This window comes from Kitasatospora sp. NPDC052868 (genome assembly GCF_044547105.1).
GTDB lineage: Bacteria > Actinomycetota > Actinomycetes > Streptomycetales > Streptomycetaceae > Kitasatospora.
Genome location: NZ_JBITZW010000001.1, coordinates 444,773 through 469,607, shown reverse-complemented (window position 1 = coordinate 469,607; position 24,835 = coordinate 444,773). Strand labels below are relative to the sequence as shown.

Here is a 24,835-nt window from a genome sequence, read left to right as displayed (position 1 = left end):
GCCATCCGTTGACGTACTCAACCGCGTTTCTGAGTATCCGTACTCAGTTCCCCCCGATGCCCCCCGACTCCAGGACGGGGCCGGGAACCGGGCGGCGCCCGCCGCGCGTCCCGGTACGGTACGGCGAGGCCGGGCGGACCGGTCGGCACTGCAAGGAGGGGACCGATGTCGATCCTTCCGCTGATCTTCACCAGCGGGCTGGCCAGCGGGATCAACGCGTACGCCGTGGTGCTGCTGCTCGGCCTGCTGGGCCGCTTCGCCGACGCGGAGTCGGTGCCGGCCGCGCTGGAGCGCACCGACGTGCTGATCGCCGCCGGCGTGCTGTTCCTGCTGGAGGCGGTGGCCGACAAGATCCCCTACGTGGACTCGCTCTGGGACACCGTCCACACCGTGATCCGCCCGATCGCGGGCGCCACCGTCGGCGCGCTGCTGGCCAGTGCCGACCCCGGCTCGCTCGGCGAGGTCGCGGCGGGCGCGATGGGCGGCACCACGGCGCTGGTCAGCCATCTGGTGAAGGCCTCGCTGCGGATGGCGGTGAACACCTCGCCCGAGCCGGCCAGCAACATCGCGGTCAGCCTGGCCGAGGACGTCTCGGTCGCCGCCCTGGTGACCCTGGCGATCTTCCACCCCTGGCTGGCCGCCTCGATCTCCGCGGTGCTGCTGGCCGTCGGGCTGCTGCTGGTCTGGTTCGCGATCAGCCGGATCCGCCGGTTCCGGGCCCGCCGCCGCGAGCGCCGGGCCGCCCGCGCGGCGGGCACCCGTCCGGAGCAGGGGGCTTACGCGCCATAGGATCGGGTGCCATGGCACGGATCGTCATCATCGGCGCAGGAATGAGCGGGCTCGCGGCGGCCTCCCGGCTGGCCACCCTCGGACACCGGGTCACGGTCTGCGAGGCGGGCGTCACCTACGGCGGCATGGTCGGCCGGTACGAGCGCGACGGCTTCGCGTTCGACACCGGCCCCGGTCTGCTCACCCTCCCCGCGGTCTACCGCGACCTGGCGCTGAAGACCGGCCGGGAGCCGCTGGAGGAGCTGGTCGAGCTGACCCCGGTCGATCCGGAGAGCCGGCACCTGTTCCCCGACGGCACCGGCCTGCTGCTGCCCAACGCCTCCCGCGGCGGTGTGATCCAGGCGCTGGACGGCGCGTTCGGCCCCGGCTCGGGCGCACGCTGGAGCGAGGTGATGAACCACGGCCGGACGGTGTGGGAGGCCACCCGGCGCCCGCTGCTGGAGGAGCCCCTCCCCGCCGACCCGACGCCGCTCCACACCGATCCCTACCCCGCCCCGCCCCGCAGGGGCCTGGCCCGGCTGCGCCGCGCGCCCTGGACCCTCGCCGACGTGGCCGCCCGCGAGCTCGGCGGCCACCCCGGGCTCACCGCCCTGCTGCACGAGCACGCCCTGCGCTTCGGCCTCGATCCGCGGACCGCTCCGGCGAGCGCGACGGTGCTGCCGTACATGGAGCAGTCCTTCGGCGTCTGGTACGTCGGCGGCGGCATCCGCGCGCTGGCCGACGCGGTGTACCGCCGGTGCGAGCAGCGCGGGGTGGCGTTCCGCTTCGAGAGCCCGGTCGAGGAGGTGCTGGTCGACGGGGGGCGCGCGGTGGGTGTCCGGTTGGCGAAGGGCGGGGAGCTGCCCGCCGACGTGGTCGTCTCGGCCGCCGACGCCCGGACCTCGGGCATCACCGGCATCTCCGGCACCGGCCCGCAGCCGCACGGGGAGGCGCCGCCGCCCGGCCGGCTCTGCGTGCTGCTCGCCCTGCGCGGCGCCCGGCCGGCCGGTACCGCGCACCGGACGGTGGTGCACGCCGCCGACCCCGCCGCCGAGGCGGCCGCGGTCTTCGACGGCCTCCCCCCGGCGGACCGTCCGACCGTACAGGTCATGCGTCCTGACGATCCGTCGCTGCGGCCGGACGGTGCGCACGAGAGCGTCGTCCTCACCGCCACGGTGGGGACCACCGGCACCGACTGGTCCGACCCGGCCGTCGGCGAGCGCTGCGCCGACCGGATGGTCGCCGCCGTGGAGGCCGCCGGGATCCCGCTGCGGGACCGGATCCTGTGGCGGGTCGTCCGCACCCCCGCCGACACCGAGCGCGAGACGGGCGCCTGGCGCGGCTCCGTCCCCCGCCCCGCCCTGGCCGGCCTGCACGGCGGGTACCTCCAGGCGGCCAACGAGCCGGCCCCGGGCCGCTATCTGATCGGCGGCACCGCCCACCCCGGCGGCGGCCTGGCCCGGGTCGGCATGTCCGCCTGCATCGCGGCCAACCTGATCGGGCCCGCGTAAGGCAGGCCCGGCGCGGGCCGGTCAGCCCTGCTGCTGCCAGGTGGGCTGCTGCTGGTAGCCGTAGTCGTAGGTCGGCTGTGCGGGGATGCCCTGCTCGGGCTGCCACTGCTGCTGTTCCGGCTGCTGTTGCTGCTGCTCGTAGCCGTACGCGTCCGGCTGGGCCTGCTGCTGGTAGCCGCCGTACTGGTCCTGCTGCGGGGCGTAGCCGCCGTACGGATCCTGCTGGGGCTGCTGCTGGTAGCCGCCGTAGCCCTGGTCGTAGGCGAAGGCCGGCTGCTGCTGGCCCTGCCACTGCTGCTGCTGTTGCTGCTGCTCGTAGCCGAAGGCGTCCGGCTGAGGCTGCTGCTGGATGTCGTAGCCGGACTGGTAGGCCCCGGCGTAAGCGTCCTGGGCGGGCTGCTGCTGCTCGTAGTACCCGGCGGCGTAGACGCCGTCCTGGGTGAGCTCCTGCATCTGGAAGGCGGCGGTCTGCTCGACGGCCGGGACGTCCTCCGCGACCGCGACGGGAGCGGCCACCACGGCCTCCTCGACCGCGCTGACCTCGCCGATCCGGTCCGCCGCCACCGCGGCGGCCGCCACGGCCGCCGCCCCGCCGGTCAGGGCGCCGAGCAGCGGGACCTTGGCGAGCGGGCCGGGCAGGGTTCCGTCCGGCTTGCGCAGCGACCAGCCGGACCCGTAGCCGCGCTTCACGGAGAGGGTGACGAAGACCTGGCCGACCGCGAACATCGCCGCGCCCGCGCCGATCACCACGACGGAGCCGAGCGCCATGCCCCCGGCCACCCCGAGGAAGCCGGCCAGGGCGAGGGCCCGCCAGTGCAGCGGGGCCCGGTTCTGCAGCAGCAGCTCGGCCACCAGCCAGAGCGCCACCACCGCCAACGCGCCGTACAGCAGCAGGTATCCGATGCCCATCCGCCCGCTACCTCCGAGTCGCGTGCCCGCGCCCGCCGCGCGTGTGCGGCGACTGTACCGGTTCAACGCCCCGGGCACCGCATCGCGTTCCCGCCCGGCTCCGGCGGGAGCCGGGCAGGCCGCGTACGGACGGCTCAGCGCTGGTGCAGGCCGAGGTTCTGGTAGATCTCCAGCGTCGCCGTCGAGTGGTTGAGCGTGATGAAGTGCAGCCCGGGTGCGCCCTCGGCGAGGAGGCGCTCGGACATCGCGGTGGCGTGCTCCATGCCGACCTCGCGCAGCGCCGCCGGGTCGTCGACCACGGCCCGCAGCCGGGACTCCAGCTCGGCGGGGAAGGCCGCCCCGCTCAGCTGGGGGAACCGGTCCAGCTGCTTGGCGTTGGTGACCGGCATGATCTCCGGGATGATCGGCGTCTCGCAGCCGGCCGCCGCGACCCGGTCGCGCAGCCTCAGGTAGTCGTCGACCTCGAAGAACATCTGGGTGATCGCGTAGTCGGCCCCGGACCGGATCTTCGCGACGAAGTGGCGGATGTCCTCGTCCCAGTCGGTCGAGCGCGGGTGCATGTTGGGCGAGGCCGCGACACCCACGCAGAAGTCGCCGATGCCCTTGATCAGCTCGACCAGCTCGTACGCGTACGTGACGCCCTGCGGGTGGCTGATCCACTCGCCCATCGGGTCGCCGGGCGGGTCCCCCCGCACCGCGAGGACGTTGCGCACCCCCTGGTCGGCGTACTGGCCGATGATGTTGCGCAGCTCGGCGATCGAGTGGTCCACCGCCGTGAGGTGGGCGACCGGGGTCAGCGTGGTCTCGGTGGCGATCCGGCCGACGATGTTGACCGTGCGCTCGCGCGAGGAGCCGCCCGCGCCGTACGTCATGCAGACGAAGTTGGGGTCGAGCGGTTCGAGCCGCCGGATGGCGTCCCACAGCCGCTGCTCGCCGACCTCGGTGCGCGGGGGCATGAACTCGAAGGAGAAGGACCGCTTGCCGGCCGCCAGGAGCTCGCGAACCGTCAGCGCGCGGTCTGGTCTGGTGGAAGCGATACCGAGTGCCATGCTGGCAGGTTAGCCGTGCCGCGCTGGACACGGACAACTCGGGTCCACGGATTGAGACACCTGGTGGACGGGGTTCCGCTTCTGTTCGAACACCCGTCGGAGGCCCGCCGGAGCCCGCGCCGGACCGCCGTCCGTACGGCTGTTCCCGGCCGCCCGGCTAGGCTTGCCGCATCCCAGCGACCCCCGGAGCCTCATCGTGACCTCGTCCAGCAACCGGCCGGCCAACCCCATTGACCTGGAGGACGTGCGGGCCCGCGTCAACGCCGCCCTCGCCGGGTTCATGGACGGCCAGTCGGCCCTGCTGGGGAAGATCTCCCCGCAGCTCGCGCCCGCCGCCGACGCGCTGCGCGACTTCCTGCTGGACGGCGGCAAGCGGCTGCGCCCGGCCTTCTGCTACTGGGGCTGGCGCGGCGCCGGCGGACCGTCCGAAAACGACGGGATCGCACACGCGGCGGCCGCCCTGGAGCTGCTCCAGGCGAGCGCCCTGGTGCACGACGACCTGATGGACCGCAGCGACACCCGGCGCGGCCTGCCCTCCGTCCACCGCCGCTTCGAGGCGCTGCACCGGGAGAGCGGCTGGCGCGGCGACCGCGAGCAGTACGGCGCCTCGGCGGCGGTGCTGCTCGGCGACCTGCTGCTGATCTGGTGCGACGAGCTGTTCCTGCGCTCGGGCCTGGAGCCGGCCGCGGTGCTGGCCGCCAAGCCGGTTTTCGACCTGATGCGCACCGAGGTCATGGTCGGCCAGTACCTGGACGTGCTGGAGCCGGTCGCGGGCGACTCCACCGACGAGGGCGCCCTGGAGCGGGCGCAGACCGTCCTGCACTACAAGTCGGCGAAGTACACGATCGAGCGCCCGCTGCAGGTCGGGGCGCTGCTGGCCGGGGGCGGACCGGAGCTGGTCGAGGCGTACTCGGCGTTCGGCCTGCCGCTGGGCGAGGCGTTCCAGCTCCGCGACGACCTGCTGGGCGTCTTCGGCGACCCGGCGGTCACCGGCAAGCCGGCCGGGGACGACCTGCGCGAGGGCAAGCGCACGCTGCTGGTCGCGCACGCGATGCGCGCCCTGCCCGCCGCCGACGCCCGCCACCTGGACGAGCGGCTCGGCGCGCCGGACCTGGCGCCCGAGGAGGTCGCCGGGCTGCGCGCCCTGGTGGAGCGCAGCGGCGCGGCCGAGAAGGTGGAGCGGCGGATCGAGGAGCTGATGCGCCAGTCGCTGGCCGCGCTGGCCGCCGCGCCGCTGGCGGACGAGCGGGCCCGCGCCGCCCTGCTGGCACTGGCCGAGGCCGCCACCGTCCGCAAGTACTAGGCCCTGCGGTCGGCGGCGGCCGGGCGGTCAGGCCCGCAGCCGCCGGGACAGCTCGGCGGCGGCCGCCTGCGGGTCGTCCGCGCCGGTGATCGCGCGCACCACCACGACCCGGCTCGCCCCGGCCGCCAGCACCTCGTCGAGGTTGCCCAGGTCGATGCCGCCGATGGCGAACCACGGCCGGTCGGTGGTCTGCCGCGCCGCGTACGAGACCAGGCCGAGGCCCGGCGCGTGGCGGCCCGGCTTGGTCGGGGTGGGCCAGACCGGGCCGGTGCAGAAGTAGTCCACGCCGGGCTCGGCGATCGCCGCGTCCACCTCGGACTCGGCGTGGCAGGACCGTCCGATGACCACGTCCTCGCCGAGGATCGCCCGGGCGGCCGACACCGGCAGGTCGTCCTGCCCGAGGTGCAGCACCTCGGGGCGGGCCGCGTGCGCGACGTCGGCGCGGTCGTTGACGGAGAGCAGCCGGCCGTGCCGGCGGCAGGCGTCGGCGAAGACCTCCAGCGCCGCGAGCTCCTGCCTGGCCTCCAGGCCCTTGTCCCGCAGCTGGACGATGTCCACCCCGCCGGACAGCGCCGCGTCGAGGAACTGCTCCAGGTCGCCCTGCTCGCGACGGGCGTCGGTGCAGAGGTAGAGCCGGGCGTCGGCGACCCGCCGGCGCAGGGTGTCCGCCGCCATCAGATCAGCATCGCCTGGGCGCGGCGCTTCACCTCGGTGCCGCGGTTCTCCTGCAGCGCCTGGATCGGGCTGCCGGGCAGCGACGGGTCCTCGGTGAAGAGCCACTCCAGGATCTCCACGTCGTTGTACCCGCAGTCGCGCAGCACCGTCAGGGTGCCGGACAGGTGCTTGACCAGCCCGGCGCCGTCGATGAACGCGGCCGGCACCTGGAGCGACTTGTTGGGGCCGCGCCGGACGGCGATCAGGCCGCCGCTCTTGACCAGGTCGCGCACCTCGGTGACCCGGACCCCCCACTGCTCCGAGATGTCGGGCAGGTACATCCACTCGGTGACCAGGGATTCAATCTTGCTTTCGATCTCACTCACGCCACCAGACTGCCACCTCCGCGGCCCGCCGCGCACCAAACGGCCGTCCGCACTACCCCGCGACGGCCGACTTCAGCGGTACGGCGGGGTCCGCCGCGCGGGCCGCGTCCAGTGCCGTGCCGCGCTCGATCAGCCGCCGCCCCTGGGTCAGGTCGCGCGGGCGGTCCACCGTGAGCAGGGCGCGCAGCACGCCGTCGCGCAGCCAGAGCACCGCCCAGGTCGGGTCCTGCGGGGAGCCGCGGCGGACGATCTCGTCGCCCTCGCCGTGCTGTCCGGCGTACTGCACCATCCGGCCGAACTGCTCCGACCAGAAGTACGGCACCGGGTCGTACGGCGCGTCCGAGCCGAGCACGGAGGCGGCCGCCGCCTCGCCGGACTGCAGCGCGTGGTCCCAGTGCCGGACGGCCAGCCGGGCGCCGGAGCGCGCCGACGGGTAGCTGACGCAGTCCCCCGCGGCGAAGACCCCGGGCAGGCCGGTGCGCAGCCGCTCGTCCACCAGGACGGCGCCTGCGGCGTCCAGTGCGACCCCGGAGCCGGCCAGCCAGCCGGTCGCCGGGCGGGCCCCGATCCCGACCACGACCTCGTCGGCGGGCAGGTGCGAGCCGTCCTCCAGCAGGACCGCGCCGGGCTCCACGGCCGCGACGCCGACGCCGCAGCGCAGCCCGACCCCGGCCTCGGCGTACCAGGCGGCCATCGCCCGGCCGATCTCGACGGGCAGCGCGGCGGGCACCGGCGCCGGGCCCGTCTCGACCACGGTGACCTCGCAGCCGGCCGTCCGGGCGGCGGTGGCCACCTCGGCGCCGATCCAGCCCGCCCCGACCAGCACCAGGCGCAGGCCGGGCCGGAGCAGGGCGCGCAGCGCCAGCGCGTCGTCCAGGGTGTGCAGCAGATGGGCTCGCTCGGCGCCGGGCAGGGCGCGCGGGGCGGCCCCGGTGGCGATCACCAGGGCGTCGTACGGCAGATCGCCGCCGTCGGTGTGCAGCGTGCCGGGGGTGAGGCCGGTGGCGCGGCGGCCGGTGAGCAGCTCGACGCCCAGGTGTGGGAGGTCGATGTCGAGGGTGGTGGCGTCGGCCTTGCCGAGCAGCACCTCCTTGGAGAGCGGCGGCCGGTCGTACGGCGCGTGCGCCTCCTCGCCGACCAGGGTGATCCGCCCCTGCCAGCCGCCCCGCCGCAGCCCCGCGGCGCACTGCGCCCCGGCCAGCCCGGCGCCGACGACAACCACCCGATCCGTCCCGCTCAGCTCTCCCACGCCGTCACTGTACTCAGCCGTCCCGGACGCCCGGGCGGGCCCCCGGACGGGCCCGGGGTGCGGGCGCCGTCCACCGTTCGTACGCGCCTTCGGTGGCGGCAACCCCCGGAGTTAAGGTGGGGGCACCATCACGGGAGCCCGGCGAACCGGGCTGAGAGGCGGGCTGGCACGGCCCGCGACCGTCCGAACCTGATCCGGGTCATTCCGGCGAAGGGAGAGCGCGACCTTGACACGCTCGGCTCCGGGTACCCACGCCGACGTCCTGATGATCGGCGGGGGCGTCATCGGCCTCGCCGTCGCCTGGCGGGCGGCACAGCGCGGACTGCGCAGGATCGTCGTGGTCGACCCGCACCCCGGCGGCGGCGCCGCCCGGGTCGCGGCGGGCATGCTCGCACCGGTCACCGAACTCCAGTACGGCGAGGAGCCGCTGCTGCGCCTCGGGATGGCCTCCAACGAGCGGTACGCCGCCTTCGCGGCCGAGCTCACCGAGGCGAGCGGCGGCGAGGACACCGGTTACCGCCGGTGCGGCACCATCGCCGTCGCCCTCGACTCCGACGACCGCGAGGAGCTCCGCGAGCTGCACGCCTTCCACCGGCGGCTCGGCCTGGACTCGCACTGGCTGACCGGCCGCGAGGCCCGCAGGCTCGAACCCATGCTGGCCCCCGGGGTCCGCGGCGGCCTGCACGTCACCGACGACCACCAGGTGGACGGCCGCCGGCTGCTGACGGCGCTGCTGCGGGCCGGCGAGGCCGCGGGCGTCGCCGTCCACCGTGCCGAGGCGGTCGAGCTGCTGGTCGAGGGCGACCGGGCGGTCGGTGCCCGGCTGAGCACCGGCGAGACGGTGACCGCCGACCGGACGGTGCTCGCCGCCGGCCCCCACAGCCATCTGCTGCCCGGTCTGCCCGAGGGCGTGCTGCCCGCGATCCGCCCGGTCAAGGGCCAGATCCTGCGGCTGCGCGTCCCCGCGCCCTACCGCCCGTTCCTCTCCCGCAACGTCCGCGCGGTGGTCCGCGGCCAACACCTCTACCTGGTGCCGCGCGAGGACGGCGAGCTGGTGATCGGCGCGACCAGCGAGGAGCAGGGCTACGACACCACCGTCACCGCCGGCGGGGTGTACGAGCTGCTGCGCGACGCCCACGAGCTGGTGCCCGGCATCACCGAGCTGCCGCTGGTGGAGACCTCCGCCGGCCTGCGCCCGGGCTCGCCGGACAACGCGCCGCTGATCGGTCCGACCGCACTGCCCGGCCTGGTCGCCGCCACCGGGCACTACCGCAACGGCGTCCTGCTCACCCCGGTGACGGCCGACCTGGTCGCCGAGTACCTGGCCACCGGCACGATGCCCGAGCTCGCCGAACCGTTCTCCCCCACCCGCTTCACCACGAAGGTCCCCGCATGAGCGAGATCGAACTCACCGTCAACGGCGAGCCCCGCCAGGTGCCCGCCGCGACCACCCTCGCCGAGGTGGTGGCCGCCCTCAGCCAGGCCAACTCCGGCGTCGCCGCCGCACTCAACGAAGCCGTGGTGCCCCGTGGTTCGTGGCCGATCACGCAGCTCTCGGCGGGCGACCGGGTCGAGATCCTCACCGCCGTCCAGGGGGGCTGAGCGATGACCGGCACCCGCCTCGGCAATGCCTTGGACACCCTGACGATCGCCGGCACCGCCTTCGGCTCCCGCCTGATCATGGGCACCGGCGGCGCCCCCAGCCTGGAGGTCCTGGAGCAGGCCCTGCGGGTCTCCGGCACCGAGCTGACCACCGTCGCGATGCGCCGGGTCGACGCCACCACCCAGGGCTCGGTCCTGGACGTGCTCACCCGCAACGGCATCCGCATCCTGCCCAACACGGCCGGCTGCTTCACCGCCGGCGAGGCCGTGCTGACGGCCCGGCTGGCCCGCGAGGCGCTCGGCACCGACTGGGTCAAGCTGGAGGTGATCGCCGACGAGCGCACCCTGCTGCCGGACCCGATCGAGCTGCTGGACGCCGCCGAGACCCTGGTCGACGACGGCTTCACCGTCCTGCCCTACACCAACGACGACCCGGTGCTGGCCCGCAAGCTGGAGGACGTCGGCTGCGCGGCGATCATGCCGCTGGGCTCCCCGATCGGCTCCGGCCTCGGCATCCGCAACCCGCACAACTTCCAGCTGATCGTGGAGGGCGCCGGCGTCCCGGTGATCCTGGACGCGGGCGCCGGGACCGCCTCGGACGTGGCCCTGGCGATGGAGCTGGGCTGCTCCGCGGTGATGCTCGCCTCGGCGGTGACGCGCGCTCAGGACCCGGTGCTGATGGCCGACGCGATGCGCCACGCCGCCGAGGCCGGGCGCCTCGCGTACCGGGCGGGCCGGATCCCGCGCCGCTTCCACGCCGAGGCCTCCTCGGCGATGGCCGGCCGGGCCGACCTGGACACCCGGGAGCGCCCCGCCTTCTGACCCTCCCACCCGGCAGGTCGGACGTGTCACAAGCCGGGCACAGAGCCCCCGGGGACGGTGTCTCCCGGGGCCCTTGCCCGGCCGCGCCACTACACTCGCCGGGTGGACATGGCATTGCACGACCCCCTGATCGGTACCCTGCTCGACAACCGGTACCGGGTCGAGCAGCGCATCGCGACCGGCGGGATGTCCACCGTCTACCGGGGCACCGACACCCGGCTCGACCGGGTCGTGGCGCTCAAGGTGATGCACCCCTCGCTCGCCGGGGACGACGGTTTCACCAGCCGGTTCATCCGCGAGGCCAAGGCGGTCGCCCGGCTCGCGCACCCCAACGTGGTCAACGTCTTCGACCAGGGCGCCGACCGCGGAAACGTTTTCCTCGCCATGGAGTACGTACCCGGCCGCACCCTGCGCGACCTGCTGCGCGACCGCGGCGCGCTCTCCATCCGGGCCGCCCTGGACATCCTGGAGCCGGTGCTGGCCGCCGTCGGCGCCGCCCACCGGGCCGGGCTGGTCCACCGGGACGTCAAGCCGGAGAACGTGCTGATCACCGACGACGGCCTGGTCAAGGTCGCCGACTTCGGCCTGGTCCGGGTGCTGAACACCGCCGACGGCGCCGTCACCTCCGCCACCGACACCACCGGCACGGTGCTCGGCACGGTCTCCTACCTCGCCCCCGAGCAGATCCGCCCCGGCGCCGACACCGACCAGCGGGTCGACGTCTACGCGGCCGGCATCCTGCTGTACGAGATGCTCACCGGCCGGCGTCCGCACACCGGCGAGAACCCCGTCCAGGTCATGTACCGCCATCTGAACGAGGACGTGCCCGCGCCCTCGCTCACCGTGCCCGGGGTCGTCCCCGAGCTGGACGCGATAGTGGCCGGCGCCTGTGCGCGCGACCCGCAGGCCCGCCCGTACGACGCGGTCGAGCTGTTGGCCGCCCTCCAGCGGGTCCGCCGCACGCTCACCGCAGCCCAGCTGGACGCCGAGCCGCCCGCCTCCACCCGGCCCAGCCCGCGGTTCCCGACCAGCGAGCCGACCTCGGTGATCCAGCCGGGCGCGGCGGTCCGGCCGCCCACCGAGCGCACCAGCGTGCTGGACGTGCCGCCGGAGCTGATGGAGCAGCTGCTCACCGAGCCGCGCCCGTACGACGAGCCGGCGCCGGTGCGCACCCCCCGCCGCGCGGCGGGCCCGCTGCGCCGGCTGCCGCGCAAGCCGCTGATCTGGGTCTCCGTGCTGGCCGCGCTGGTGCTGCTGGTCGGCGGCACCACCTACGCGCTCTCCGGGGCGCTGTACGCGGCGGTGCCCGGCGTACTGGGCAAGGACCGCGCCGAGGCGCAGCGGATCCTGGACGGCGCGGGCATGCACGGGCGGTTCACCGAGGTGTACAGCGAGAGCGTGCCGGCCGGGCAGGTGATCTCCACCGATCCGGGGGTCGGCACCCGGGCCCGCAAGAGCGACGCCGTCACCGTGACCGTCTCCCGGGGGCCGAAGCGGATCGCCGTACCGGACGTCACCGGCAAGCCGGCCGACCAGGCCGCGTCCCTGCTGGCCGGCGCCCAACTGTCCACCGGCGCCACCACCGAGACCTACCACGACACCGTGCCGGAGGGTTCGGTGATCAGCAGCTCACCCGTCGCCGGGGCGCAGGTGCCGGAGAACACGGCGGTCGCGCTGGTGGTCAGCAAGGGCATGGTGCCCGTCCCGGACGTCACCGGGATGTCCAAGGACGACGCGGCCAAGGCCCTGCAGGCCGCCGGGTTCTCGATGCAGAGCAGCGGCGTCAACCTGTTCGGCACCGGCAAGGTCTCCAGCCAGTCCCCCGCGGCGGGCGAACGCCGGCCGCAGCGCACCGTGGTGACGGTGACCTTCCCGTTCCTCTAGGGGCTGTCCGGCGGGGTGCCGGGCCCGGGCGTAGCGTGGAACCAGGCCTGCCCGGCCCCGCGTGCCGCCCCGCGGGCTGCGCCGGGACCTCCGGACGGGGCTGCGCGGCGGCCGCTACCCGAGGAGTGTGGTCGCCATGGGCGGGCCCACCGTCGAGGACTTGAGGGAGCGCGTGCGGGGCGTGGTGACCACGCCCGCGGACGAGGGGTACGAGGAGGCCCGACGGGTCTACAACGGCATGATCGACCGGCGGCCGGCCGCAGTGGTCAGGGTCGCCAACGCCGGGGACGTGATCACGTCCGTGCAGTTCGCCCGGGAGACCGGGTTGGAGCTCGCCGTGCGCGGCGGCGCCCACAGCGCGCCGGGCTTCGGGACCTGCGACGACGGCCTGGTGATCGACTTCTCCGGCCGGCGCGGCGTCCGGATCGACCCGGAGCACCGGACCGCCCGCTGCGAGGGCGGCGTCACCTGGGGCGACCTGAACTCCGCCGGGTACGCCTTCGGGCTCGGCGTCACCGGCGGGATCATCTCCACTACCGGGATCGCCGGTCTCACCCTGAACGGGGGCTTCGGCCATCTGGCCCGCGGACTGGGCCTGAGCTGCGACAACCTGATCTCGGCGGACGTCGTCACCGCGGACGGCCGGTTCCACACGGTGAGTGCGGAGCAGGAGCCCGACCTGTTCTGGGCGCTGCGCGGCGGCGGCGGCAACTTCGGCGTGGTGACGTCCTTCGAGTTCCGGCTGAGCCCGGTCAAGGACGTGATCGCCGGGCCTATGGTCTTCGAGCTGGAGTACGCGGGCGACGTGCTGCGGTTCTACCGCGAGTTCATCAAGGACGCCCCCGAGCAGCTGGGCCTCTTCCCCGGCTTCCACATCGCACCGCCGCTGCCGTTCGTCCCGGAGGACCGGGTGGGCGACAACTTCATCCTGCTGGTGCCCTGCTGGTCCGGTCCCCCGGAGGACGCCGACAAGGTGCTGGCGCCGCTGCGGGACGCCGCCCCGATGGTGGCCGAGGGCGTCGGCCCGGTGCCGTACCCGGCGTTCGGCGCGGCCTTCGACCCGCTGCTTCCGCCGGGCCTGCAGCAGTACTGGAAGGGCGTCTTCGCGGGCGAGCTGACCGACGGGGCGATCGAAACCCACCTGGCGCACGGCGGCCTGGTGCCGACGGTCAACTCGGGGGTGCACATCTACCCGATCAACGGCGCCTGCCACCGGGTGCCCGCCGACGGCACGGCCTTCGCCTACCGCGACGCCACCTTCGCCACCGTGATCGTCGGGGTCTGGCCGGACCCGGCCGACGACGCCGCGAACACCGCCTGGGTCCGCGACTACTACGCCGACCTCGCACCGCACTCCGAGTCGGGCGGCTACATCGGCTTCATGGACCACGACGACCAGCACCGGATCCGGGCCAACTACCGGGGCAACTACGACCGGCTGGTGGAGCTGAAGCAGCGCTACGACCCGGACAACCTGTTCCACCTCAACCAGAACATCCAGTAGCCACGGGCCTCTAGCGGAGCGGGCCGTCGCCCGGTTCCTCCTGGTAGGAGTAGCGCTGCTCGCTCCAGGGGTCGGCGAGGTTGTGGTAGCCGCGCTCCTCCCAGAAGCCGCGCCGGTCGGCCCGCATGTACTCGACCGCCCGGACCCACTTGGGCCCCTTCCAGGCGTACAGCTGCGGGACGACCAGGCGGACGGGGAAGCCGTGCTCGGCGGTGAGCGGTTCGCCGTTGCGGTGGGTGGCGAAGACCGTCCGGGGGTCGGCGAAGTCGGCGAGCCGCAGGTTGGCGCTGTAGCCGTACTCCGCCCAGACCATGACGTGGGTGACGCCGGGCGCGGGGGGCACCCGTTCTAGGACGAGCGAGGCCGACACGCCCGTCCACTCGTTGCCCAGCATCGAGAACCTGGTCACGCAGTGGAAGTCGGCGTGCACGGTGGCGCGCGGCAGGGCGGTGAAGCCGGCGAAGTCCCAACTGTGCTTCTCCGCCGAGGCGGTCGCGCCGAAAACCTGGAAGTCCCAGGTCAGCGGCTTGAAGCGGGGTACGGGCCCGTAGTGCAGGGCGGGCCAGCCGCGCTGCGGGCGCTGGCCCGGAGGGAGCCTCGGGTCAGACGGCGGAAGCGGTTCTTGTTCGGACTGACCCATGGCTCCATGGTGACAGACGGCGGACGGCGCCCAGCGCGCGCCCCTTTCAGGTGGTGTGCGCCCGCCTGAACGGGTTAATAGAGGAGCAAATCGGATATTCCGACACATGTCCGAGTGAGTGTGAACTTACTGGAATTTCGTCCCATCCCGGTGCCAGGATGCGGGAAGCCGGTGGGTACGGCCGCGATTCCCGGACGCAGAGCAGGAAGGCACCGCCATGAAGGGCGACGCAGAGGTCATCGAGTTCCTCAACGAGCAGCTCACCGCCGAGCTGACCGCGATCAACCAGTACTTCCTGCACGCGAAGATGCAGGAGAACTTCGGCTGGACGAAGCTCGCCAAGTACACCCGGCACGAGTCGTTCGACGAGATGAAGCACGCCGAGGTGCTCACCGACCGGATCCTGTTCCTGGACGGACTGCCCAACTACCAGCGGCTCTTCCACGTCCGGATCGGCCAGACCGTCAAGGAGATGTTCGACGCGGACCGCCAGGTCGAGGTCGAGGCGATCGACCGGCTGCGGCGCGGGATCGTGGTGATGCGGGCCAAGAACGACGTCACCTCGGCGAACATCTTCGAGTCCATCCTGGCGGACGAGGAGCACCACATCGACTACCTCGACACCCAGCTGGAGCTGCTGGAGAAGCTCGGGGAGCCGCTCTACCTCGCCCAGCTGATCGAGCAGCCGGAGTCGTAGCCGCGCGCGGTCGCCCGGGCCGGGCGCAGGCGCTCGGCTCGGCTCAGGCCGCGCGCAGCGGTATCGCGACGGCCGGCAGCGGGGCCTGCGGGAGCGGGGCGTGCGGCAGCGGGGCCTGCGGGAGCGGCTGCGAGGCCTGGAGCTCCTCGGCCTCGGGGTCGGCCAGGCCCAGCCGGGCCGCCAGCCGGGCGGTCGGGCAGGGGCGCGCGCCGTGCTCGCCCAGCAGCGCCTGGATCCGGCGCACACAGGAGCCGCAGTCGGTGCCGGCCTTGCAGCCCTTGGCGATCTGGCGCGGGGTGTTGGCACCCGCGTCGATCTCCTGCTTCACCTGGGCCTCGGTGACCGCATGGCACATGCACACGTACATCGCGGTCTCTCCCGGGGTGGTGCGAGCTGGTCGGCCAAGTGATCTTGACTAAGGCTTGCCTTAGTTCACTGAGCCTCACCTTACCTGGCGATCCGGACATGAAAAAGCCCCTCCGGGCTCGGGAGTCCCGAATCCGGAGGGGCTTTCGTCACATCAACGCCCGGTGCGGGCGCGGGGCCGGTGCGAGGTCAGTGACCGCCTCGGTACATCTCCGCCACCAGGAACGCGAGGTCCAGCGACTGGCTGCGGTTGAGGCGCGGGTCGCAGGCCGTCTCGTAGCGCTGGTGCAGGTCGTCGACCAGCACCTCGTCGCCGCCGCCGACGCACTCGGTGACATCGTCGCCGGTCAGCTCCACGTGGATGCCGCCCGGGTGGGTGCCGAGGGCGCGGTGCACCTCGAAGAAGCCCTTGACCTCGTCGAGCACGTCGTCGAAGCGGCGGGTCTTGTGGCCGCTGGAGGCCTCGAAGGTGTTGCCGTGCATCGGGTCGCAGATCCACACCGGCTGGGCGCCGGAGGCGGTGACCTTCTCCACCAGGGTGGGGAGGTGGTCGCGGACCTTGCCCGCACCCATCCGGGTGATGAAGGTGAGCCGACCGGGCTCGCGCTCCGGGTCCAGCCGCTCGATCAGGGTGAGCGCCTCGTCGACCGAGGTGGTCGGGCCCAGCTTCACACCGATCGGGTTGCGGATCTTGGAGGCGAACTCGATGTGCGCCTGGTCCAGCTGGCGGGTGCGCTCGCCGATCCAGACCATGTGGCCGGAGACGTCGTACAGGTCGCCGGTGCGCGAGTCCACGCGGGTCAGCGCGGTCTCGTAGTCGAGGATCAGCGCCTCGTGCGAGGAGTAGAACTCGACGGTCTTGAACTCCTCCGGCGCCACGCCGCAGGCGTTCATGAACGCCAGCGCGTTGTCGATCTCACGCGCCAGCTGCTCGTAGCGCTGACCGGCCGGCGAGTTGCGCACGAAGTCCTGGTTCCAGGCGTGCACCTGGCGCAGGTCCGCGTAACCACCGGTGGTGAAGGCACGCACCAGGTTGAGCGTCGCAGCGGAGGCGTTGTACATCCGCTTGAGGCGCTCCGGATCCGGGATCCGGGACTCGGGGGTGAAGTCGAAGCCGTTCACCGAGTCGCCGCGGTAGACCGGAAGGGTCACACCGTCGCGGGTCTCGGTCGACTTCGAACGCGGCTTGGAGTACTGGCCGGCGATCCGGCCGACCTTCACCACGGGGACGGAGGCGGCGTACGTCAGCACGGCCGCCATCTGGAGCAGGGTCTTCAGCTTGTTGCGGATGTGCTCCGCGGACACGCCGTCGAACGCCTCGGCGCAGTCGCCGCCCTGCAGCAGGAACGCCTCACCACGCGCCACGGCACCGAGCCGGGCGCGCAGCTGGTCGCACTCGCCGGCGAAGACGAGCGGCGGATAGGAGGCGAGCTCCGCAAGGGTCTTGCGCAGAGCCTCTTGGTCCGGCCATTCAGGCTGCTGCGCCGCGGGCAGGGACTGCCAGGAGTGGGGATTTGTCACGGTCACACGGCAAGGCTACGGGGTGCGGCAACCAATTTGTGACCACCGCCCGATGGGTGAGACACATCTCGGACAATCACGTGACCCGGCTCACCCGGTCCGCGGCATCCGCTACGCTCGACGCATGAACGCGCCGCACAGCCACTCCTGGTGGTGGGCCTACCCCAAGGGTGGCCCACAGATCTCGCGTTCCTAGACGAACACGACGGCCGCCCCTCGGGGCGGCCGTCGGCGTCTGAGCAGTCGGCCCTCCCGGGAGCGGAGCACAGCACCGCACCCCGCATTCCACCCGGAAGGAAGCCGCCACCGTGACCACCCCCGCCGACCTGCTCGCCCGACTGACCGGCCCCGACGCGCCCGCGTTCGCACTGTTGCACCGCCGCACCCCCCGCCTCGCCCCGGACACCGTCGAGGTGCTGGTGGGCACCGTCGGCGCGTACGAGCAGCTGGCCGATCTGCCGGTCCGCTCGGGCGTCCCGGCCGGCGGACCGGTGCACGACCTGCTCGCCCTCGTCCCGTACCGGCAGATCCGCGAGCGCGGCTTCGAGGCGCACGACGACGCCACCCCGCTGCAGGCGCTCTCGGTGACCGAGCAGTACGCCTTCCCGCTCGCCGCGCTGGCCCCCGAACTCCCGCACCTGCCGGTCTCGCTGTCCGGCGGCGCCTTCGACATCGACGACCGGGAGTACGCCGGGATCGTCCGCCGGGTCATCGAGGACGAGATCGGGCGCGGCGAGGGCGCCAACTTCGTCATCCGCCGGGACTTCACCGCGACCCTCGACGGCTTCTCCCCCGCCCTCGCGCTCTCGCTGTTCCGCCGACTGCTGGAGCAGGAGCGCGGCGCCTACTGGACGTTCCTGGTGCACACCGGGGAGCGGGTCCTGGTCGGCGCCTCCCCCGAGGTGCACGTCCGCCAGAGCGGCGGGACGGTCGTGATGAACCCGATCTCCGGCACGTACCGCTATCCGGCCGGCGGCTCCGACATCGACTCGCTGCTCGAGTTCCTCCACGACCCCAAGGAGCTCGAGGAGCTCACCATGGTGGTCGACGAGGAGCTCAAGATGATGTGCACCGTCGGCGACCTCGGCGGCCAGGTGCTCGGGCCGCGCCTCAAGGAGATGGCCCACCTCGCCCACACCGAGTACGAGCTGCGCGGGCGCACCTCGCTGGACGTGCGCGAGGTCCTCAAGGAGACGATGTTCGCCGCCACCGTGACCGGCAGCCCGGTGCAGAACGCCACCCGGGTGATCAGGCGCTACGAGCGCGGCGGGCGCGGCTACTACTCCGGCGCGCTGGCCCTGATCGGCCGCTCCGCCAGCGGCGGCCAGCTGCTGGACTCCCCGATCTGCATCCGCACCGCCGACATCGACCCGGCCACCGGGAGACTGGTGGTCCGGGTCGGCGCGACCCTCGTCCGCCACTCCGATCCGGACTCCGAGGTCGCCGAGACCCACGCCAAGGCCGCCGGAGTGCTCACCGCGATCGGTGCCCGCCCCACCCCGGCCCGGGTCCCCGGTCCGAGCGGCCCCCGACTGGCCGACGACCACCGCGTCCAGGCCGCGCTCGACGCCCGGCGCGCCAACCTCGCCCTGTTCTGGCTGCGGATGCAGGAGCCGGCCCAGGCCACCGAGCCCGAACCCACCCTGGTGGTGGACGGCGAGGACACCTTCACCTCGATGCTCGCCCACCTGCTGACCTCGCTCGGCCACCGGGTCGCCGTCGTCCGCTTCGACGAGCCGGGCCTGCGCGAGCGGGTCGCCGCCCATCGCGGTCCGCTGGTGCTCGGCCCCGGCCCGGGCGACCCGGCCGCCGCGGAGGACCCCAAGATGGCCGTGCTGCGCCCGATCGTCGCCGACGCGCTGGCCGCCGTCCGCTCGGGTGCCCGGACGGCGCCGCTGCTCGCCGTCTGCCTCAGCCACCAGCTGCTGTCGGACGCGCTCGGCCTGCCGCTGGCCCGCAAGGCCGTCCCCTACCAGGGGGCGCAGGAGACGGTCGACCTGTTCGGCACCAAGCGCACGGTCGGCTTCTACAACACCTTCACCGCGCGCTGCTCGGACGAGGACGCGGCCCGGCTGGCCGCCGAGGGCGTGGAGGTCTCCCGCGACCCGCTGACCGGCGACGTCCACGCGCTGCGCGGCGCGGGCTTCGCCGGGCTGCAGTTCCACCCGGAGTCGGTGCTCACCCGGGAGGGCGTCGACATCGTCGCCGGGGTGCTGCGCGAGGCGGCGGCGCTGCGCGGCTGACCCGCCGGTTCCACCGCGGGCGGGCGCGCCGACCGGCGCGCCCGCTCAGATCTCGTCGTCGAGGCCCTGTTCGATGGCGTAGCGGACCAGCTCGACCCGGTTGTGCAGCTGGAGCTTGCCGAGGGTGTTCTGGACGTGGTTCTGCACCGTGCGGTGCGAGAGCACCAGCCGGTCGGCGATCTGGCGGTAGGACAGCCCCTTGGCGACCAGCCTCAGCACCTCCGTCTCCCGGGCGGTGAGCTGCGGGACGGCGGGCGCGGTCGGGGCGGCGGGCTCGGCGGCGAGGCGGCGAAACTCGCCGAGGACCAGGCCGGCCAGGCCCGGGGTGAAGACGGCGTCGCCGACGGCGGTGCGGCGCACCGCGTCCAGCAGTTCCTCCCGCCCGGCGGACTTGACCAGGTAGCCGGTCGCACCGGACTTCACCGCCTCCAGCACGTCCGCGTGCTCGCCGCTCGCGGACAGCACCAGCACGCGCACCGACGGGTCCTGGGCCACCACCTGGCGGCACGCCTCGGCGCCGGACAGGCCGGGGAGGTTGAGGTCCAGCACCACCACCTGCGGGCTGCAGGCGCGGGCCCGGCGGACGGCCTCCTCGCCGTCGCCCGCGGTGGCCACCACGTCCAGCCCGGCCTCGGCGAGGTCGCGTGAGACGGCCTCGCGCCACATCGGGTGGTCGTCCACGACCATGACCCGCACCGGCCGGCCGGTCGGCTGGTCGGTCGGCCGGGCAGCCTGCTGGTCAGTCATCAGAACCCCTTCTCGGGACGCGCAGTTCGACCTCGACGCCCTCTCCGGGCACCGAGTACAGCTCGGCCGTGCCACCGAGGTCCAGCAGCCGCCCGCGGATCGACTGGGAGACCCCGAGCCGGCCGGCCTGCTCCGCCTCGCCGAGCCGGCCCGGCGCGAAGCCCGGGCCGTCGTCACGGATGCTGACCGTGACGGCCTCCGGCTCGTCCTCGACCAGGATCCAGGCGCTGGCCTGCGGACCGGCGTGCCTGCGGACGTTGTCCACGGCCGCGCCGACCGCGGCGGCCAGTTCGCCGGCCGCCGGGGCGGGCAGCAGCACCGGGGTACCGGGGGCGGACAGCGTGATCCGCTCCCCCGCGTACCCGCCCAGCAGGGTGCGCAGGTCCTGCGGTTCGAGCGGTCGGCGCTGGGCGGGCAGCGGTCCGCCGCTCATCAGCGTCCGCAGGGCCCGCTCCTGCTCGCCCGCGAGGCGGCCGAGTTCGGCGAAGTCGCCGCCGCCGGGGCGGCCCTCGCCCTGCTCCCCGCCGCGGCGCTGGACCAGCGCGAGCACCTGGAGCACCCCGTCGTGGATGTCCCGGGAGAGCCGCTCGCGCTCGCGGGTGGCCGCCTCCACCTGGAGGGCCCGGGTGAGCGTCGCCTCGCTGGCGCGGGCGATCTCGATGACGTAGCCGATGGCGCAGCCCGCCACCATCAGCAGCACGATGTTGTGGATGTTGTCGCCGGTCGGGCCGCCGTGGCCGAGGATGTTGGCCAGCCCTATCAGCGAACCGGCCGCCGCCGCCCAGCGCCAGCCGCCCTTGCCCGCGAAGCCGAGCACGGTGCCGGCCGCCCAGATGGTGGGCAGGGTGGGAGCGCCGTGGCTGATCCTGGCCGGGTCGTCGGTCATCCCGCTCATCACGATGCCGGTGACGGCGAGGGTGAGGTCGGTGCCGAGCACGTACCAGGTGCAGCGCTGCGGTCCGGCGAAGGCGCGGGTGCTGGCGAGCGTCCAGAGGATCAGTGCGCCGAGGTAGATCCAGCCCGCGACGGGGTGCAGGAAGTGCAGATAGGAGTAGAGGTAGCGCAGTACCGCGTAACAGAGCGCCAGGACCCGGAAGTAGGAGATGGCGCGCCAGAGCGGCAGTTCGACGGACATGCCGCCGGCCGCGAGAGTCCCGCCGACCGCCCCGGTTCTGCTGCCGTCCGACATCTGCGCTGCCCCTCCCCTGACGGCCGGCCGGGTCTAGGCCGAGCCGTCCTTCTGCCCCTGGTCGCCCTGCTCGGCGGCCTTGGCGGCCTCGGCCTTCTCGGCCTCCGCCGCCTTCTCGGCCTTCTCGATCCTGTCCGCCTCGGCCTTCTCGGCCTTGGCGGCGGCCTGCTCGGCCTTCTGGACCGCCTTGCGCTCGGCGTCGGCGCGCTTCTTGTCGTCGGCGATCTGCCGCTTGGCGGCGGTCGCGTAGATGTCCACGTACTCCTGGCCGGAGAGCCGCATGATCTCGTACATCACCTCGTCCGTCACCGAACGGAGGATGAAGCGGTCGTTCTCCATGCCGTGGTAGCGGGAGAAGTCCAGCGGGCGGCCGATCCGGATTCCCGGGCGGATGCCGAAGTTCGGGACCACCTGGCCGGGGGGCTGGACCTTCTCGGTGTCGATCATGGCGACCGGGATGACCGGCGCACCGGTGGCCAGCGCGACGCGGGCCAGGCCGCCGACCTTGCCCCGGTACAGCTTGCCGTCGGGCGAGCGGGTGCCCTCCGGGTAGACGCCGAACAGCTCGCCCTGCTCCAGCACGGCGATCGCGCTGCGGATCGCCGCCTCGCCCGCGCCGCGCACACCCGACCGGTCCACCGGCAGCTGGCCGACGCCCTTGAAGAAGGCGGCGGTCAACTTGCCCTTGATGCCGGGCGTGTTGAAGTACTCCGCCTTGGCGATGAAGGTCACCCGGCGCCTGATCAGGGCAGGGAAGAAGAAGGAGTCCGAGAAGGACAGGTGGTTGCTCGCGATGATCGCGGCACCCTCGGTGGGGATGTTCTCCTCACCCTCGATCCACGGCCGGAAGAAGATCCGAAGCAGCGGCGCGACGATCATCTTCATCAGTCGGTAGAACAACCGGGGCCTCCTGTTATGCGGACCGGTCGATCCTAATGCCCCGCGGCGCCCGCCCGCGCCCGCCCCGCCCCGCCGGATCTCCGACGAGGCGTCCGACGGGCGTACGGCGACCGCCCGAGGCCTGGTCTGCGGGTGCCCGACCCGGGCACCCGCAAGGGGGTCCAACCGCTGCTCGGCAGGGGTGTACGACGTGGCAGGACCCGTGGGACGATGCGGTTTTCCCGCGTGTTTCCCGCATGTTCGCGGTGAACCGCGTTGCCCCCACAGCGTTTTCCTCTCCAGCGACCCTGCCCGCAAAGGAGCCCGCCATGCCTCTGCTGCCCGGTGCCGAACCGTACCGCCACCGGGGCGGGCCGGTCGGCGTGCTGCTCTGCCACGGCTTCACCGGCTCGCCGCAGTCGCTTCGCCCGTGGGCCGACGAGCTGGCCGCCGCCGGGTTCACGGTCTCGCTGCCCCTGCTGCCCGGCCACGGCACCCGCTGGCAGGACATGCAGCTGACGCGCTGGGAGGACTGGTACGCGGAGGTCGAGCGGGAGCTGCTGGCGCTGGCCGCCGAGTGCGAGCAGGTCTTCGTCTGCGCGCTGTCGATGGGCGGCTCGCTGGCGCTGCGACTGGCCGCGGTACACGGCCCGGCGATCTCCGGACTGGTGCTGGTCAACCCGTCGGTGCGCTCGGACAACCCCGCGAGTGTGCTGCTTCCGGCCCTGCGGCACGTGCTGCCGAGCCTGCCCGGGGTGGCCAACGACATCGCCCGCGCGGGCTCGGTCGAGGTCGGCTACGACCGCACACCGCTGCACGCCGCCTGGTCACTGGCCCGGCTCTGGAAGGACGTCCAGGAGCGGCTGCCACAGGTGACCCAGCCGGTGCTGCTGTTCCACAGCCCGCAGGACCACGTCGTCTCGCCGGCCAACTCGGAACTGGTGCTGGCCCGGATATCCTCGACCGATGTGACGGAGCGGCTGTGCCAGCGCAGCTACCACGTCGCGACGCTGGACCACGACGCGGCGGAAATATTCGAGGCCAGCCAGGACTTCATCCGACGGCTGGCTCCCGCGCATGCGGCGGGCGTCACCCGGGTCGAATCCGACGATCACCAAGGCTGAAGGGCCGGAAGTGCACGAGAGCAGCACGGCGGGCGGCGAGGACGAGGCACCCCGCGAGGACGGCGCAAAGGGCGAGCCCACCGGCCGGAAGGACCCGGGCCCGCGCTCGGGGTCCGACGCGGGCCCCGACTCCGCTGCGGGCCCGGCCACCGGCTCCGGCCCAGGCACCGGCGCGGGTGGCGGCTCAAGCACCGGCTCAGGCGCGGGCGGCGGCTCAGGCCCGGCTGCCGAGGAGCCCCGGCTCCGACGCGCGCCCGAGCGCAGCCAGGCCGAGCAGGACGAGATCTTCGCCGCGCTGGTCGCCCAGTTCGACGACCCCGTCGACCTCAACAATCCGAACTGGCCGGAAATCGAGGATCTTCGGGCGCGCGGCGAGCTCAAGGGCGGCTACAAGGAGGGGTCCGAGCAGGGCACCGGCCCGGCCGACCCGGGCGACCTCGCCGATCTGGCTCCGCAGCCCCGCCCCCGCTCCACCCGGCCCGTGATGCCTGCGGCCGGCACCGGTCCGCGCGACTTCGAGCTGACCGAGGACCCTGACGAGGGCCACTTCGTCCCGCCGGAGCCCCCGCCGCTGCCGCCCGCCGACACCACCGCCAAGTTCGCCTGGCTCGCCGTCCTCGGCGGCCCGGCGCTGCTGCTGTTCGACGCGGTCGTCTGGCGCGAGGTCTCCGGCTGGCCCGCCTGGGTCGGCGTCACCGCCTTCCTCGGCGGCTTCGCCACCCTCGTCGCCCGGATGAAGGACCGCGACGAGGACGAGCCCGAGGACCCGCACGGCGGCGCCGTCGTCTGACGGCCGGGTCGGTACCCCTGGAGTGGGAAGTCGGCCGGTCCGACCTCCCACTCCACGGCCGTCCGGCGCCACGCCCCTGACCGGCGACCGGTCGGCGTACAGGAAGTCGGCCGGTCCGACGTCCTACTCCTGTACGGACCGGGCCCCGGCGGTCGCCCGGGCCGGCGGGATCTCCAGGGCGGCGAGGACCGGCAGGTGGTCGGTGGCGGCCCGGAGGTCGGCGTCGGTGACGCCGGGGAGTTCGTGCGGGACCCCGCAGCCGAGGACGCGGATGCCCGCGGTGGCGAACACCGCGTCGATCCGCTGGTAGGGGTTCTCCGGCACGGAGGTGAAGGTCCCGCCCCAGGGCGCGGCGAGGTGGCCGTCCTGCAGCCGGTCGGCCAGCAGCCGCCAGCCCCGGCCGTCCGGGTGCTCGTTGAAGTCACCCGCGATGACGCCGAGTTCGGCGAAGGCGAGCTGGTCGAGGAGCAGCTCGAACTGGGTGTGGCGCTCGTCCGCGTCCAGGCTGAGATGGCAGCTGGTGACGGTGAACGGCGCCGAGTCGGCGACCCGGACCAGTGCGCTCGCGAAGCCGCGCGCGTGCAGGCCGCGGGTCTTGGGCAGCAGCCGGTCGTGGACGGCGAGCACCTCGGTGCCGAGCCGGCCGAGCAGCAGCGGGCCCGCCGCGATCCGGCCGCCACCGGCCAGGATCACGGTGCCGGTCTGCTGCGCCAGCCAGGCCGCCTGGCCCCCGGGCCGCCAGTAGCGCGGCGACTCCTGGATGCAGACCAGGTCCGGCCGACAGGCCCGGATCACCCGGACCAGGGCGTGCCGGTCGTCACGCAGCGAGCGGATGTTGTAGCTGAGCAGCCGCACCCGGCGGCCGTCCGGTCCCGGACCGGACGGTGGCAGTGTTTCGTCGACGGCCATGGCCCTCCCCTTTCGTCCGGTGACGACCGTACGACAGGGGGAGGGCCGGGCCTCGGCGGCGCGGCCGGTTCAGGCCGCAGGGGTGCAGA

24 protein-coding genes and 1 riboswitch are annotated in these 24,835 nt (G+C 73.7%); of the genes, 12 read left to right on the top strand and 12 right to left on the bottom strand.

The window, feature by feature from the left end; all coding sequences use genetic code 11:
• Positions 1-165 precede the first annotated feature (165 nt).
• Positions 166-789 carry a DUF4126 domain-containing protein gene (locus ACIGZJ_RS02100; protein WP_392927686.1) on the top strand — a complete coding sequence of 208 codons (624 nt, stop codon included), beginning with the start codon at positions 166-168 and terminating at the stop codon, positions 787-789.
• Positions 790-800: 11 nt separating this feature from the next.
• Entirely contained in the window at positions 801-2,279 is a 1,479-nt protein-coding gene (locus ACIGZJ_RS02095) for a phytoene desaturase family protein (RefSeq protein ID WP_396455481.1), read from the top strand.
• A gap of 21 nt (positions 2,280-2,300) precedes the next feature.
• Here ACIGZJ_RS02095 and ACIGZJ_RS02090 read toward each other — a convergent pair whose 3' ends face one another.
• Positions 2,301-3,188 (bottom strand): hypothetical protein, encoded by an 888-nt coding sequence (locus tag ACIGZJ_RS02090; protein WP_396455480.1) that lies wholly within the window; start codon positions 3,186-3,188, stop codon positions 2,301-2,303.
• A 134-nt stretch (positions 3,189-3,322) separates the two neighbouring features.
• Positions 3,323-4,237 (bottom strand): methylenetetrahydrofolate reductase [NAD(P)H], encoded by a 915-nt coding sequence (gene metF, locus ACIGZJ_RS02085; protein ID WP_396455479.1) that lies wholly within the window; start codon positions 4,235-4,237, stop codon positions 3,323-3,325.
• Positions 4,238-4,433: 196 nt separating this feature from the next.
• Here metF and ACIGZJ_RS02080 point away from each other — a divergent pair, with 196 nt between their 5' ends.
• Entirely contained in the window at positions 4,434-5,540 is a 1,107-nt protein-coding gene (locus ACIGZJ_RS02080) for a polyprenyl synthetase family protein (RefSeq protein WP_396455478.1), read from the top strand.
• Between the two features lie 27 nt (positions 5,541-5,567).
• On the opposite strand, the gene thiE is transcribed toward ACIGZJ_RS02080, so the two are convergent.
• From thiE to ACIGZJ_RS02065, 3 genes are read right to left on the bottom strand one after another with little or no spacing between them, the layout of a single operon-like run.
• Positions 5,568-6,215 (bottom strand): thiamine phosphate synthase, encoded by a 648-nt coding sequence (gene thiE / locus ACIGZJ_RS02075; RefSeq protein ID WP_392927678.1) that lies wholly within the window; start codon positions 6,213-6,215, stop codon positions 5,568-5,570.
• Complete coding sequence (locus ACIGZJ_RS02070) at positions 6,215-6,580, bottom strand: Rv2175c family DNA-binding protein (RefSeq protein WP_396455477.1); 366 nt, start codon at positions 6,578-6,580, stop codon at positions 6,215-6,217. The genes thiE and ACIGZJ_RS02070 overlap by 1 nt, the downstream gene beginning before the upstream one ends.
• A 52-nt stretch (positions 6,581-6,632) precedes the next feature.
• Positions 6,633-7,829: an NAD(P)/FAD-dependent oxidoreductase gene (locus ACIGZJ_RS02065; RefSeq protein ID WP_396455476.1), complete on the bottom strand. Its 1,197-nt coding sequence runs from the start codon at positions 7,827-7,829 to the stop codon at positions 6,633-6,635.
• Between the two features lie 120 nt (positions 7,830-7,949).
• A riboswitch (TPP riboswitch) is annotated at positions 7,950-8,062 on the top strand.
• Positions 8,063-8,094: 32 nt separating this feature from the next.
• Between ACIGZJ_RS02065 and thiO the strand changes: the two genes are divergently transcribed.
• From thiO to ACIGZJ_RS02040, 5 genes are all read left to right on the top strand, one after another.
• Positions 8,095-9,225 carry a glycine oxidase ThiO gene (gene thiO, locus ACIGZJ_RS02060; protein ID WP_396455741.1) on the top strand — a complete coding sequence of 377 codons (1,131 nt, stop codon included), beginning with the start codon at positions 8,095-8,097 and terminating at the stop codon, positions 9,223-9,225.
• On the top strand, positions 9,222-9,431 hold the full coding sequence (gene thiS / locus ACIGZJ_RS02055) for a sulfur carrier protein ThiS (RefSeq protein WP_396455475.1): 210 nt from the start codon (positions 9,222-9,224) through the stop codon (positions 9,429-9,431). Before thiO ends, thiS begins: the two co-directional genes overlap by 4 nt.
• 3 nt (positions 9,432-9,434) lie before the next feature.
• Positions 9,435-10,253: a thiazole synthase gene (locus ACIGZJ_RS02050; RefSeq protein ID WP_396455474.1), complete on the top strand. Its 819-nt coding sequence runs from the start codon at positions 9,435-9,437 to the stop codon at positions 10,251-10,253.
• Between the two features lie 108 nt (positions 10,254-10,361).
• Positions 10,362-12,137, top strand: a complete 1,776-nt coding sequence (gene pknB / locus ACIGZJ_RS02045) for a Stk1 family PASTA domain-containing Ser/Thr kinase (protein ID WP_396455740.1) — start codon at positions 10,362-10,364, stop codon at positions 12,135-12,137.
• Between the two features lie 136 nt (positions 12,138-12,273).
• Entirely contained in the window at positions 12,274-13,641 is a 1,368-nt protein-coding gene (locus tag ACIGZJ_RS02040; RefSeq protein WP_396455473.1) for an FAD-binding oxidoreductase, read from the top strand.
• Between the two features lie 10 nt (positions 13,642-13,651).
• Here the strand turns inward: ACIGZJ_RS02040 and ACIGZJ_RS02035 are convergent, their stop codons facing one another.
• A complete protein-coding gene (locus ACIGZJ_RS02035; protein ID WP_396455472.1) occupies positions 13,652-14,281 on the bottom strand; it encodes a sulfite oxidase-like oxidoreductase in 630 nt (209 codons plus the stop codon).
• 217 nt (positions 14,282-14,498) lie between these two features.
• On the opposite strand from ACIGZJ_RS02035, the gene bfr reads away from it, so the two are divergent.
• Positions 14,499-14,978: a bacterioferritin gene (gene bfr, locus ACIGZJ_RS02030; RefSeq protein ID WP_396455471.1), complete on the top strand. Its 480-nt coding sequence runs from the start codon at positions 14,499-14,501 to the stop codon at positions 14,976-14,978.
• 43 nt (positions 14,979-15,021) lie between these two features.
• Here bfr and ACIGZJ_RS02025 read toward each other — a convergent pair whose 3' ends face one another.
• Complete coding sequence (locus ACIGZJ_RS02025; protein WP_396455470.1) at positions 15,022-15,345, bottom strand: bacterioferritin-associated ferredoxin; 324 nt, start codon at positions 15,343-15,345, stop codon at positions 15,022-15,024.
• A 188-nt stretch (positions 15,346-15,533) separates the two neighbouring features.
• Positions 15,534-16,871, bottom strand: coding sequence for a class II 3-deoxy-7-phosphoheptulonate synthase (locus tag ACIGZJ_RS02020; RefSeq protein ID WP_387940403.1), 1,338 nt, complete (start codon positions 16,869-16,871; stop codon positions 15,534-15,536).
• Positions 16,872-17,173: 302 nt separating this feature from the next.
• Here ACIGZJ_RS02020 and ACIGZJ_RS02015 point away from each other — a divergent pair, with 302 nt between their 5' ends.
• Positions 17,174-19,108, top strand: coding sequence for an anthranilate synthase family protein (locus ACIGZJ_RS02015; protein WP_396455469.1), 1,935 nt, complete (start codon positions 17,174-17,176; stop codon positions 19,106-19,108).
• A gap of 45 nt (positions 19,109-19,153) precedes the next feature.
• Here the strand turns inward: ACIGZJ_RS02015 and ACIGZJ_RS02010 are convergent, their stop codons facing one another.
• Genes ACIGZJ_RS02010 through ACIGZJ_RS02000 form a run of 3 tightly spaced genes read right to left on the bottom strand, consistent with a single transcriptional unit; the run spans position 19,154 to position 21,929 of the window.
• A complete protein-coding gene (locus tag ACIGZJ_RS02010; RefSeq protein WP_396455468.1) occupies positions 19,154-19,855 on the bottom strand; it encodes a response regulator in 702 nt (233 codons plus the stop codon).
• Positions 19,848-21,044, bottom strand: coding sequence for a MacS family sensor histidine kinase (macS, locus tag ACIGZJ_RS02005; RefSeq protein ID WP_396455467.1), 1,197 nt, complete (start codon positions 21,042-21,044; stop codon positions 19,848-19,850). The genes ACIGZJ_RS02010 and macS overlap by 8 nt, the downstream gene beginning before the upstream one ends.
• A gap of 33 nt (positions 21,045-21,077) precedes the next feature.
• The gene (locus ACIGZJ_RS02000) at positions 21,078-21,929 is read right to left on the bottom strand and encodes a lysophospholipid acyltransferase family protein (RefSeq protein ID WP_396455739.1); all 852 of its coding nucleotides are present in this window, start codon (positions 21,927-21,929) and stop codon (positions 21,078-21,080) included.
• 323 nt (positions 21,930-22,252) lie between these two features.
• Between ACIGZJ_RS02000 and ACIGZJ_RS01995 the strand changes: the two genes are divergently transcribed.
• Together ACIGZJ_RS01995 and ACIGZJ_RS01990 are read left to right on the top strand one after the other, a co-directional pair.
• The gene (locus ACIGZJ_RS01995; protein ID WP_396455466.1) at positions 22,253-23,047 is read left to right on the top strand and encodes an alpha/beta hydrolase; all 795 of its coding nucleotides are present in this window, start codon (positions 22,253-22,255) and stop codon (positions 23,045-23,047) included.
• A 10-nt stretch (positions 23,048-23,057) separates the two neighbouring features.
• Positions 23,058-23,837, top strand: a complete 780-nt coding sequence (locus ACIGZJ_RS01990) for a hypothetical protein (protein WP_396455465.1) — start codon at positions 23,058-23,060, stop codon at positions 23,835-23,837.
• A gap of 123 nt (positions 23,838-23,960) precedes the next feature.
• Here the strand turns inward: ACIGZJ_RS01990 and ACIGZJ_RS01985 are convergent, their stop codons facing one another.
• Positions 23,961-24,746: an endonuclease/exonuclease/phosphatase family protein gene (locus ACIGZJ_RS01985; RefSeq protein ID WP_396455464.1), complete on the bottom strand. Its 786-nt coding sequence runs from the start codon at positions 24,744-24,746 to the stop codon at positions 23,961-23,963.
• Positions 24,747-24,835: the final 89 nt, after the last annotated feature.